9 protein-coding genes are annotated in these 12,284 nt (G+C 38.3%); 7 read left to right on the top strand and 2 right to left on the bottom strand.

Annotated elements, in window-relative coordinates; genetic code table 11:
- Positions 1-13 precede the first annotated feature (13 nt).
- Positions 14-1,558 carry a response regulator gene (locus M3610_RS11140; protein WP_251459199.1) on the top strand — a complete coding sequence of 515 codons (1,545 nt, stop codon included), beginning with the start codon at positions 14-16 and terminating at the stop codon, positions 1,556-1,558.
- 573 nt (positions 1,559-2,131) lie between these two features.
- Here M3610_RS11140 and M3610_RS11135 read toward each other — a convergent pair.
- Positions 2,132-3,160 (bottom strand): extracellular catalytic domain type 1 short-chain-length polyhydroxyalkanoate depolymerase, encoded by a 1,029-nt coding sequence (locus M3610_RS11135; RefSeq protein WP_251459197.1) that lies wholly within the window; start codon positions 3,158-3,160, stop codon positions 2,132-2,134.
- A gap of 64 nt (positions 3,161-3,224) precedes the next feature.
- Here M3610_RS11135 and M3610_RS11130 point away from each other — a divergent pair, with 64 nt between their 5' ends.
- Positions 3,225-3,563: a DUF5655 domain-containing protein gene (locus M3610_RS11130; RefSeq protein WP_098575678.1), complete on the top strand. Its 339-nt coding sequence runs from the start codon at positions 3,225-3,227 to the stop codon at positions 3,561-3,563.
- A 153-nt stretch (positions 3,564-3,716) separates the two neighbouring features.
- On the opposite strand, the gene M3610_RS11125 is transcribed toward M3610_RS11130, so the two are convergent.
- A complete protein-coding gene (locus M3610_RS11125; RefSeq protein WP_251459195.1) occupies positions 3,717-6,287 on the bottom strand; it encodes a substrate-binding domain-containing protein in 2,571 nt (856 codons plus the stop codon).
- 255 nt (positions 6,288-6,542) lie between these two features.
- Here M3610_RS11125 and M3610_RS11120 point away from each other — a divergent pair, with 255 nt between their 5' ends.
- From M3610_RS11120 to M3610_RS11100, 5 genes are all read left to right on the top strand, one after another.
- Positions 6,543-7,256 carry a LytR/AlgR family response regulator transcription factor gene (locus M3610_RS11120; protein WP_098575676.1) on the top strand — a complete coding sequence of 238 codons (714 nt, stop codon included), beginning with the start codon at positions 6,543-6,545 and terminating at the stop codon, positions 7,254-7,256.
- Between the two features lie 214 nt (positions 7,257-7,470).
- On the top strand, positions 7,471-8,331 hold the full coding sequence (locus tag M3610_RS11115) for a substrate-binding domain-containing protein (RefSeq protein ID WP_098575675.1): 861 nt from the start codon (positions 7,471-7,473) through the stop codon (positions 8,329-8,331).
- 198 nt (positions 8,332-8,529) lie between these two features.
- Positions 8,530-9,699 carry a substrate-binding domain-containing protein gene (locus M3610_RS11110; RefSeq protein ID WP_098575674.1) on the top strand — a complete coding sequence of 390 codons (1,170 nt, stop codon included), beginning with the start codon at positions 8,530-8,532 and terminating at the stop codon, positions 9,697-9,699.
- A gap of 65 nt (positions 9,700-9,764) precedes the next feature.
- Complete coding sequence (locus tag M3610_RS11105) at positions 9,765-11,261, top strand: sugar ABC transporter ATP-binding protein (RefSeq protein WP_098575673.1); 1,497 nt, start codon at positions 9,765-9,767, stop codon at positions 11,259-11,261.
- Positions 11,242-12,222, top strand: coding sequence for an ABC transporter permease (locus tag M3610_RS11100; RefSeq protein ID WP_098575672.1), 981 nt, complete (start codon positions 11,242-11,244; stop codon positions 12,220-12,222). Before M3610_RS11105 ends, M3610_RS11100 begins: the two co-directional genes overlap by 20 nt.
- Positions 12,223-12,284: the final 62 nt, after the last annotated feature.

Here is a 12,284-nt window from a genome sequence, read left to right as displayed (position 1 = left end):
GGAGTTATCAATTATGTATAAACTTTTAATTGTTGATGATGAAAAAATTGTAATTGAAGGCTTAAAATCAGCCACTAACTGGAAGGATCATCACATTGAAATTGTAGGATCTGCCTTAGACGGAGAAGAAGCACTTAAAGAAATCATGAATAAAAAGCCTGATATTGTGTTAGTAGATATAAGAATGCCTAAATTAAATGGATTGGATTTAATTCAAGAAACAAAGGCTCTTAATCTTGATGCTGTTTTTATCATTATAAGCGGTTATTCAAAGTTTGATTACGCCAAAAGGGCTATTCAACTCGAGGCAATCGACTATCTAGTTAAACCTATTGAAGTAGAAGAAATTGTTCATTCTATTAAAAATGCCATTTTAAAACTAGAAAAAATAAAAAATGAAAAACAAGCAACTGAGCGGATGAATGAATATCAAATGGCTTTAGAAGAAAAGCGTGTCCTTGATTACATTTTAGGCCAAAGATTTGTTGTGCCGGAAAAGGACCAAAAGCTACAAAGTTTTTCTTTTTTAAACATCGGATTGAGGGGGGTTGACTGGGATGATTCAAATGCCACTGAAAAAATTCAAGCTTCCTTAGAGTGTTTAAAAAGCCTATTGGAAAACAGGAAGATACAGAACTTTGTCTATACGATTGATAGTGAAATCGTCATCATGATTTCAAACGCTGGTTCAGAGCTAGGGAATGACTTGGTTCAGGATCTTGTGTCATTGCTTTTTCATGAAATGAACATAAGACCGATGGTTGGAGTAAGTAATATCTATGTAACTATTTCGGGCATAAAGAAAGCCTATAGTGAAGCAAAAGAAGCGTTGAAAAATGGTATATTTTCAAACCAGTTAATAACCTATTATAAAGAATTAGAAACGTTCAATCATTCCTTTGGTAATCGTATTATTGAAAAAATTGATACATTTTTTAATGGAAAAGGCCCAGACCTTCTTAGCAACATGAATCTTTTCATGGACCAAGTTTTTCTCGATTGCCAAAAGAGTAGCCTCCCCCCAGAAAAAACAAAATACGTCTGTTTTAAAATCGTTAATCATTTCTTGGAATATATCGAAAGTGAATATGAAATAAATAAAAGCGGCGGCGAACGATACTTAGTTTACCAAGAATTAAATCAACTGCAGTCTTTTGAAGAAATCAGAGTTTGGCTAGAACAATTTATTGGGCAATCCACTGCTAATTTAAATGAAAATCACGTGTCATATAATGAAAAATTAATCATCGATTTAAAAAGTTTCATTAATGCTAATTATAAAGAACCAATTGTTTTAGATGATTTAGGCAAGCTGTTCCATAAGAACCCTGCCTACCTATGTAGTTTGTTCTCTAAGGCAGTTGGCAGCACCATTTTTGAATATATTACAAAGGTTCGATTAAATAATGCCAAAAAAATGCTAAGAACCTCAAATTTAAAAGTATCCGAAATTTGTAAACAGGTAGGCTACGAAAATCAAAAATACTTTAATCAAGTATTCAAGAAACATATTGGAACAACCCCAGGTCTCTACCGTTCACAGCACATACTAAAGTAAATGTTGGATGGGAGTAATTTGTTGGGGGAGAACACATGAATTTATGTGCTCGGACGAGTGTTATTTAGAGTACCCGCTTGAATCAATGTGCGAAATGGAGAATAATTCAATTAAGCTCCTGGAGGCGATTGGTAAATGAATAGACAAAGGATGAATCTTCGAATTATCTTCACAGAAATAGTAGCGAGACTTATTTTCTGAGTTCTCTATATATGCAATGTTTTTATATCCTTCTCCTTTCCTTCTAAAGTGGTCTGCCTCCTAGAGTCCCAGACCACTTCGTAGCTTAGTCATAAGGAACTAGGCTATTTTATTAAACAAAAAGCACCACAAATACGGTGCAAATTTATATACATAATATTGTACATTTTGAACATATTCGGATGAACATACAAAAGCGTAAAGGTCCTGCGTCTTTTTTACATTTAGCATTCGATATGCAACGTTTGATTTCATTACGTTGATCCAATTACTCATCAACTTCGTGAAGCAGTAAAGCCTTGCGAGTTTAATCGGGTGGCATTCGAGGATGTGGTTGGAGTAGGTGGACTTAAGAGAATAAGATGAATAGTTTTATCCTCTTTTCTTAAAAAGCTTTGTAAAAAGGTCACGAAAAAAGTTCTTTTTAGGTGTTTCGACCAGATTATCAACCAGATTATCAACAGTGTGCTGATGGTGTTTGGTGAAAAAATTCCAAATGATTTCTGTTGCATTTGGCCCTAATGGGTCGGTATATGAACCATTTAAGCTCCCGCCAGACCAAGCGTGCCCCATTTGATCGATTATCCATAGTTCCATTAAAAGTTCACCGCCCCCATCACTGTATACATGTTTAGTACAACTTTTTCCATTGATAAGGTCTGATTTGACCTGGTGAGGTGTAATATCAGCTCTTCCACTACCACCTTCTACAAGAAAATTAGTTTGTGCCCACTGTATGATAACCTGTTGTCCATTAATGGGATGTACAACTGTATCGCAGATACCATGGAAAACAATAACAGGCATTTTCTTCTTGAACTTTCCCATTTCCTGAAAGGCGCTGTTACCACATGCATAGGGGTCAGAAACGCCTTTTTGCATGCTTTCTTTAGCAGCCTTAGCCATTGGATCGGTTAGAAAAAATACATTCGCAGCATCATAGGGAAGTCCCGCACACACTCCGATACCGCTAAATACATCTGGATAGGTAACTCCAAGAATGCAAGCAAGTGCCGCACCTGCAGATAAACCAACTGCGTACACCTTACTTGAATCAATGCGGTATGTACCTTTAATCTGATTAATGATCGCATTAATTAACTTGGGATGTCCCTCTCCACGGTGCTGATTTTTATCCAAAAACCAGTTCCAGCAGCCAAAAGGGTTATAAGCAGCCGGATTCGAAGGATTAAACAGGTGATTCATGTCAGGATAGAGTACGAGAAAGTTTTCTTTTTCAGCAAGCTCGTTCATATTTGTTCCAGCAGCAAAATCATCCGGATCTTGTTCACATCCATGAAGCATCACCATCAAAGGAGTATCTTTTTCCGCTTGATATTCGCTCGGAACATAAAGTTTGTACCTAAAACCCTGATATGAAAAATTTAGAAATTCCCCCAACTTTATCAACCCTCCTTAACTAAAACTACATGTTTCCATTATACTTCTACTAGGAGATGGTGATATGTCAGAAGATGAATTATTCTCAAATAAGGAATCTAATGTTTATGAAATATATTCAAAAATACTCGATTTATTGAAAGAAATTGGACCTTTTGAAATTGAGTTTAAAAAGACTTCTATACATCTTTTGAATAAATCTGCCTTCGGAGGAGTTCATCCAAAAAAGAAATGGTTAGATTTTAATTTAGTAACAAACCATCAAATTGAACACGAGAAGATTACTAAAATTGAACAAGTTTCAAAAAACAGATTTCACAATAACTTTAGATTTCATAGTGAAGACGAACTAAATCAAGAGTTTTTAGTTCTTTTAAAAGAATCATATCAATTAATGAGTTAATTAGAAAAAGGATAATGAAAAAAACATTGGAATATCAGATATTCTTTCATCGAATGGGCTTTCCTCATCACTGTTTAAACTATACAGAAAAAAATTAGGGAAAGAGGTGTAACGATGAATTAGCATACTCATTCCCTGTTTATATCACGGTCATCAAAGAATATTTAAGTACCCATTTAATTCTGAGGGATCTTGGTTATACACAAGTTTCCATGCCTCAAGGAGAGTTTCTTTTGTTACTTTTAGTGCCGGTACAGCTACATAAGCCGGTGCTGGTTTGCCGAGCAGTGCATAACCGGCCAGGATTGCCTCGGCCACTCCTTGATGGTAGGGCATCTGCGAACCCGAGCCCTTGATAAGTTCATCTTTAGCAATTTCTATAGCGGTATTGGTACTCAAATCGATTGTCGTAATAACTAAATCATGTTTTCCTAGGGCACGGGCTGAGGCCATAGCACCTTCCGCTACCAAATCCCATACAACAAAGATTCCCTTCAAATCGAGGTGTTGAGAAATCATAGCGTCTGTAAGCTCTTTCCCATCATTCGGACTAGTAAAACCGCTGCGGACTACGATTTGAATGTCAGGATAACTTTCTCTAATCGTTTTTTCAAAAGCCATTAATCTTTGTTTCGTTACAAAAAAATCAGCATCGTAGTATATGACCCCAATCTTGCCTTTAAAACCTATTTTCTCTGCCATAATGTCGGCTGCATAAGACCCGTTTCCATAATTGTCGGCTGAAACGACGCTTACATAATCCTTACCCGCTTCCAACCCGTATGGTGTATTGTCCATAAAAACCAGCTTCACACCTGATTGAGCTGCGGTTTGAAAGGCACCCGCGGTTGATAACGGATCGATTGGAAGACTAACAATAATATCCGGTTTTTTTGCTAATATCTCTTGAATGTCTACAACTTGCTTTTCCCAGTTCAGTTCGGCATCAGTTACAGCCACGACCCTAATCCCCATTTTATTAAAAGTTGTCTTCAATCCTTCAATTTGTGCTCTTGCCCAATTATTCCCGGTATAGTGCATGGCAATAGCAGCTGTATAGTTCTTTTCTCTTAGCTTTTTTAAATCTTTCATAGACAACTGCAATGTCTTGGCAGATACAGCTTCCTCTCCATTTGGTCCGGTACTTAAAATTTTATGTTCGGGTATATTTTGATTAATTGTACTAGTTAAAGTTTCGTAAATAGTTGTTAAGAACTCCTTTACATTAATAGGTTTTGTCAGATAATTATCAAACCCCTTGCCTAATGTCTGCTGGATGTCCTGAGGCATGGCATTGGCACTGACAGCAATAATCGCTATATCCTTCGTGTCTTCATCCTGTTTTATAAGGTCAAACACCTCATAGCCATGCATATCTGGGAGGTTAAGATCTAGTAGAATTAAATCTACTTTTTCAGTCCTAGCCAGTGCTAATCCTTCTTTTCCGGAACGAGCAGTTAAGATCGTATAGGATGGCTGGGATTTCAGGATGTTCTTCACAAGGTGTAAGTTAGATTCATTATCTTCCACATATAGCAAACCATAGTGATCTGACTCAGGATTCTTTGTTGGTAAATCCATCACTTCTTCCCCCCATTTCATCGCGGTCGTTAAATCATGGGGAAGGGGGAGGCTAAAGCGAAAATCGCTGCCGATTCCTTTTTGGCTCGTTACACTAATTTTTCCACTCATAAGTTGGACAAGTTGCTTTACTAAAGACAATCCAATGCCCGTACCTTCCTCTTGTGTCCCTTCAATCCGATAGAATGGGACAAACACTTTCTGATATTCTTCCACTGAAAGCCCGACTCCTGTATCCGCGATATGAATAACAGCCTCGTTTTGTTTCATATAAGAGAAAATCATGACTTTGCCGTCTTCCCGGTTATATTTGATGGCATTATCGAGAAGATTAAGAAGGATTTGTTTCAGGCGAATCGGATCGGCAAGAACGGTTACGGTTTCCGAATGGTCCATTTGATTATGAATTGTAATTCCTTTTTTCATGGCAAGCGGCAGCACGATATGGATACATTCATTGATAATGGTCAGCAGATCTACCTCTTCAATTGAAACTTTTAATTGGCCCGTATCGATTCTGGATAAATCTAAAATATCATTAATTAAGCTTAATAGATGCTTCCCTCCGCTTAAGATCTCTTGGACAAAGTCCTGCTGCTCCTCATTTAGGGTTTCATCTATTTCTAATAGCTGGGCAAAACCAAGGATTCCGTTCAAAGGGGTCCGGAGTTCATGACTCATTTTGGAAAGAAAGTCTGATTTGGTTAGGTTTGCTTTTTCCGCCGCTTCTTTAGCCTGAATGATTGTTTGTTCCATCTTTTTTCGTTCGGTAATATCCGATATGGTCACTAGTGCGGCTTGTTCCCCGTCATTATGTAATTTAAGTGGTTTTGAAGTAATGGAAAGCCATTTAGTCCCATTATTTCGATCGCTTACTCCCAAGACATAATCATGGAAAGGAATCCCCTGTTCGAGGGTGATGATTCCAGGTAATTCTGAATAGGGCAGGGAGGATCCGTCTTCTTTTACATAATCTAATTTGCTTACATTTGCTTCCGTTAATAAATCGGATTTAATACCAAGTACTTTTTCAACATTTTCATTAAGCGCAATGATTCTTCCCGACTTTTTATGAATAATGACGCATTCAGACATGGTTTGTAAAACTTCTTTATATAAATTTTCGTTAGGGGTGATTTCCATTGTTATACCCTGCCTTCCGAAAGAATAGTCATGGATTTTCCTGAAGCCATAGCTTTAGTATAGTCCACGGTAATTCTTCTTTAAAACTGCAAAAAACCACCATACCTATTTAATCATAAAATACTTCCTATCCTGCTTAAACTGCCTTATACTGAGAGTAGTTAGTTTGACAGCGATTCCAATAGTAATTTGTTAGCTATTAATTTATATATTAATGTTCCACTTAAATAGAAGCTTTTAATATGAGGTGATCTTTTGAGAGTTTTAATTGCAGAGGACCATGCACCATCGAGAAAACTATTGAAGCATCTCATTAAACCTTTGCAGAGTTATGAAATGGTTGGAGAAGCCGTTAATGGTGAGGATTTAATTTGCAAGGTGACGATAGAAAAGCCAGACATCATTTTGGTAGATATTAATATGCCATTGTTGAATGGGATGGAAGCGGTGAAATCTTGTAAAAAAGTAGTTCCGTCATTGCAAGTTATCTTTATCACCGGGCATGATGAGTTTGCCTTAGAAGCCTTTAGTGTAAATGCAATCGATTACATTGTCAAACCTATTGACCGTGACCGTCTTTATGCAGCATTAGGACGAGCAGCTGCACTTGCTAAGACTCCAGCAGAAAGCGAGCGCCCAACCGTTAAGAAGGATTTAATGGTTAAACAGTCCAATCAGTTTTCTTTTATCCCGTTAGACGACATTATTTTTATTGAACGCGCGGACCGAAAGGCCGTCATCCATACAATTGATCAAAAAGTAGAGGTAAATGAGGCGCTAACGAATCTTGAAGAACTCCTTGATTCCCGTTTTGTAGCCTCCCATCGTTCCTATATTATTAATTTGCAATATTTAAAGAGGATTGAAACGACAGGGCAAACGTACAAAGCATATTTTAAAAATTATGAGGAGACAGCAAAAGTTTCCAAGAATAAGTTAGCAGAATTACAAAAAAATAAATCGTTGTGAGGTCCGATAAACTCGGACCTCAATTTTTTTGTTTTTTTTAAAAATTTATGATTTTATTGTTCGAATGAACGATGATTGTGTCTAAAAGGATAGAAAACGATTTCAGTTGGAAAAAAACCTTGCCGGAAGATGATTAGACGACAATTTTGTAATCGATTACAATTCAAATATAGAAACAAGAAAGGACAAATTACAAAGATGGTAGGGATTGTAGATGTTAGCAAAGAAGGAAATAGTTTCTGCTAAAACCATTCTAGTTGTTGTGCCTGACATTACAAATCCGTTTTTTTCAAAGGTGTTTAGGGGAATTGAAGCAGTAGCGGTTACAAATGGATATCAAGTTATACTCGGCGATACAGACAATGATCTGGAAAGAGAAAAGTGGTTTTTAAACCTTTTGCATCAAAAAAAAGCAGATGGAATCGCTTTATTAACTGCCCAAACGGATGCAGCAACCGTTGAAGAGGCGGCCCAAAAATTTCCGTTGGTCCTTGCGTGTGAGTATATGGAAGGTTCCAACATCACAACTGTTTCGATTGATAACATAAGCGGTGCCAGAAATGCAACGGAATATTTAATCGATTTGGGACACGAAAGAATTGGCTGCATTATTGGACCTCTCAATAGTGTCTTGAACCGAGACCGTCTCAAAGGATTTTATCAAGCAATGTCAAGCAACAACCTTATCGTGGATCCTGTGTTAGTCCAGGAAGGTGATTTCTCTTTTGAAAGCGGTTTTAACCTTATGATGAAGTTTTTTGCCATTGGTCAACTCCCATCTGCGATTTTCGCTGCCAATGATGAAATGGCAATGGGAGTCATTAAAGCCATTAAATCTAAGGGACTTAAGGTGCCAGAGGATATTTCGGTTCTCGGTTTTGATAATCTGAAATTCTCGTCCATATTCGAACCAGGTCTGACAACGATTGCCCAGCCCGCGTTTGAAATTGGTGAGAAAGTGGCGGAAGTACTATTGAAGCTCATCAACAAAGAGGAAATCAAACACGAGCAAATGTTTTTAGCTAACCAGTTGATTGTAAGACAGTCTTGTCAGCAGTATGTGAAAAATTTTTAGAAAAAAATGTAATCTATTACATTTTTTGAAGCCCATAGAAGCCTGGTTTTATAACTTAAATGAATGTAATCCATTACTAGTAATATTCTATTAAGCTTACATTTATGAAAAGGGGGTGGTGCCACACTTATAGATTGTAAGGTGGTACCGACAAATAAAGAGCTTCAACTAAATAACTACTATAGTGGGGGTAATTAAATGAAAAAGAGTTTTTCTTTTACAGTTTTACTGTTACTTGTTTTAAGTGTTTTTCTTGCAGGATGTGGCGGAAAAAAATCTACATCTGAACAAGCGAGCACGGAGAAGAATGAAAACTACTCAGAAACAGCTTCAGGTCCATTAACGATCAATCCAAAGATTCCTGATTTAGTGGTACAAGATAAAGGGCCGAACGGAGAACAGGCCGTTTCAGCTAAGACATTGCAGCTTACGGAAGATGAGCTAAAGAAGATTAAAGAAGGTAAATATAAAGCGGCGATTGTTATGCACTACTCTGGTACTGACTATATGAATGCCGCAGTTGGTGCGATGAAGGATACATTTAAGAAGATGGGCATCAAGATCGTTGCTGTAACAGATGCACAGTTCAAAGCGGAAAAGCAAGTAAATGATATCGAAACCGTTTTAGCGAAAAAGCCGGACATTATGATTTCTGTTCCAGTTGATGCCGTATCTACCGCACCAGCTTATAAAAAGGCTGTTGCCCAAGGCGTAAAGTTAGTATTCATGGATGGTGCTGCACAAGGTTTAGTTGCAGGGAAAGATTACATCAGTATTGTGTCTGGTGACAACATGGGTAATGGAGCAACCGCAGCAGACATTATGGCTGAAAAACTTGGCGGAAAGGGTAAAGTCGGCATTGTGTATCACGATGTAAACTTCTTTGTTACCAAAAACCGTTCTGATGCTTTTGAAAAAAGAATCAAAGAAAAGTATCCAAATATTGAGATTGTCGCAAAAAGTGGGATTACTGGTCCAAATCAGGCAGAAGAAGTAGCATCTGCTATGTTGACAAGACACCATGATATTGATGGTATCTTCGCTCCATGGGATGTACCAGCTGAAGGTGTTATGGCTGCGGCAAGAACTGCTGGCAGGGATGATCTAGTTGTTACAACAGTTGACTTAGGCACAAACGTAGCCATCTCCATTGCACAAGATGGAATTGTTAAAGGTCTTGGAGCACAGCTCCCATATGACCAAGGTGTAGCTCAAGCAATCCTTGCCGGCTATGCCTTATTAGGAAAAGAAGCACCAGCGTATGTCGCTTCACCATCCATCAAAGTTACGAAAGAAAATGTATTAGATGAATGGAAGTTAATCTACGGAACAGACGCTCCTGACACAGTAAAAAATGCGATGAAATAATTTTAAAAAAAGGATAGGGGCTGCTTTTGATAGCAGCCTCTAACATAAAAAGAAGGTGGACTTGGATGGAACAGCCGATTCTCGAAATGAGAGGTATTAATAAAGCTTTTAATGGGATTACCGTTTTAAATGATGTTCATTTTTCCGTCAAAAAAGGTGAAGTTCACGCCTTGATGGGGGGGAATGGTGCCGGGAAATCGACGTTAATGAAAATCCTCACAGGGGTATACTCCGCAGACAGCGGCGAGATTTTAATTGAAGGAAAATCAGTAAGCATTAAAAGTTATGATGATGCTCAAAAGAATAATATATCGATGATTTTCCAAGAGTTTAGTTTAATTCCTACCCTTACCGTCGCCCAAAACATCTATCTTACTCGTGAGAAGAAAACATCATTAGGGCTGCTCGATGATAAGGATTGTGAGAAGAAAACAGAAAAATTGCTAGAAGAATTAGGCGTAGATATTAGACCAAATGATGTAGTTCAAAATTTGGGGGTTGGCTACTGGCAGATGACGGAAATTGCCAAAGCACTTTCCCAAGAAGCAAAGATTCTGATTATGGATGAGCCAACCTCGTCCTTAACCAAAAATGAAACGGAAGTACTCTTTAGTTTTATTAACAAATTGAAAGCAAAAGGTTATTCCATCATCTATATTTCTCACCGGATGGATGAAATCTTTGAAATATGTGACCGAATCACGATTATGCGTGATGGCCGTTATATCACAACAGAAAAATGCAGTGAAACCGATCTTGATACTGTTATTTCACATATTGTCGGTATGCAATTTGACCAAGCATTTGAGTGGAAAGAACGTTTCTATGCAACAGACGTGCCGCCGATTTTTGAAGTAAGAAATTTAAATGCTGAACATGTCCAAGATATTAATCTAAAAATTCAGCCGGGTGAAATTGTCGGAATTGCTGGGTTAATGGGAAGCGGCCGGACGGAATTACTTCGAAATCTCTTTGGGATTGACCCAATTAAGAGTGGAGACATCTACATCAATGGTCAAAAACAATCCATTAAGAATCCAAAAAATGCGATAGAAGCCGGACTTGCACTGATTCCGGAGGACCGCCGGATGCAAGGATTGGTTCTTGAACATAGTGTCAAGGATAATATGATTCTTCCAATACTTTCGAAGGTGAAAAAAGGAGCATTTATTGATAGTAAGAAGTCCAATGAGATTAGTAATGAATTTGTAAGGAAGTTAAATATTAAAACAGATAATATTTTTAAAAAGGCCGGGTTGTTATCGGGCGGTAATCAGCAAAAAATTGTTCTAGCCAAATGGCTGGCGAACGACCCTACTGTCTTGATGTTGGATGAACCAACAATTGGTGTGGATATAGGTGCAAAAACGGAAATTGTTGAAATTATTCGAGCTATGGCCGAAAACGGCAAGGCGATCCTTGTGGTTTCCTCCGAGCTCCCAGAACTGCTTGCTTTGAGTGACCGTGTGATCGTTATGCATGATGGGAAAATCAAAAAGGAAATGACCCGCAGGGAGATTAAATCAGAGGAGGAATTACAATATGCAATCCAAGGTTTCTAGTATTCAAAAGCCAGCAACTCCTGCGTTGAAAGGATTCGAGTGGCGTAATTATATTGTCTATTTTGCCTTCGTGGGCGTATTAATCTATTTTTCTATCAGCTTAAGTGATGAAGGGTTTTTAACTTCAGGGAACTTATTAAATATTGTTAGACAAACTGCGACGATATCTTTGATGGCGTTAGCGATGACATTTGTTATTAGTACAGGGGAGATTGACCTTTCTGTCGGTTCCATCGCTGCCCTTTCTTCTCTAGTAGGTGCATTAGCCATCCAAGCTGGTTATGGCATCATTGGTGGACTTATCGGCGGTGTTGGTACAGGTCTTGTGGTTGGATTAATCAATGGTCTGCTTGTAACAAAAGTAGCGATTCCTTCCTTCTTGGTAACACTGGGAACGATGGGAGCCATTAAAGGTGCTGCGATGTGGGTTACAGATACTGCTCCAGTTCCGATTGTAGACGCAAATTTCAATTTCATCTTTGGTTCAGGGGACATTGGTCCAATTCCAGTTTTACTTATTTGGACTCTAGTATTTACAGTGATTGCCCATATCTTACTTCGTAAGACATCCTTTGGCCGTCAGGTATTAGCAACAGGCGGAAATGAAAATGCTGCAAGATTCTCTGGCGTAAAGACAATGAAGATCAAGCTAATGGTATTCCTTGCAACTGGTTTAATGGCTGGTTTAGCTGGTCTCCTTTATGCGGGCCGTATGAATGCCGGACGTTTTTCCTTCGGTGAAGGGGATGAGCTTTCTGTTATTGCTGCGGTTATCCTTGGTGGGACAAGCTTGTTTGGCGGTGTAGGAACAATCATCGGAACGATAGTTGGTTCCCTAATGATTGGTACGATCAATAATGGTTTGATTATCATGGGTCTTGATGTCAGCCAGCAAATGATTATCAAAGGAATTATCATTATCCTAGCGGTGGCATTCGGTAAGAAAGCGATGAAGAGGTAATTTTTAATAGAGGTTTCCGCGGAATAATAGCAGAATTCTGCGGAATTCCCTCGGGAATTGAC

It is taken from the genome of Neobacillus sp. MER 74 (genome assembly GCF_023714155.1).
This window is presented reverse-complemented; position numbering and strand designations above follow the sequence as displayed.

Coding starts and splice junctions, on each gene's coding strand:
- M3610_RS11130 (WP_098575678.1), top strand. CDS start 3,225: ATGTCAGAAGATGAATTATTCTCAAATAAGGAATCTAATGTTTATGAA.
- M3610_RS11100 (WP_098575672.1), top strand. CDS start 11,242: ATGCAATCCAAGGTTTCTAGTATTCAAAAGCCAGCAACTCCTGCGTTG.
- M3610_RS11110 (WP_098575674.1), top strand. CDS start 8,530: ATGAAAAAGAGTTTTTCTTTTACAGTTTTACTGTTACTTGTTTTAAGT.
- M3610_RS11105 (WP_098575673.1), top strand. CDS start 9,765: ATGGAACAGCCGATTCTCGAAATGAGAGGTATTAATAAAGCTTTTAAT.
- M3610_RS11140 (WP_251459199.1), top strand. CDS start 14: ATGTATAAACTTTTAATTGTTGATGATGAAAAAATTGTAATTGAAGGC.
- M3610_RS11125 (WP_251459195.1), bottom strand. CDS start 6,287: ATGGAAATCACCCCTAACGAAAATTTATATAAAGAAGTTTTACAAACC.
- M3610_RS11115 (WP_098575675.1), top strand. CDS start 7,471: ATGTTAGCAAAGAAGGAAATAGTTTCTGCTAAAACCATTCTAGTTGTT.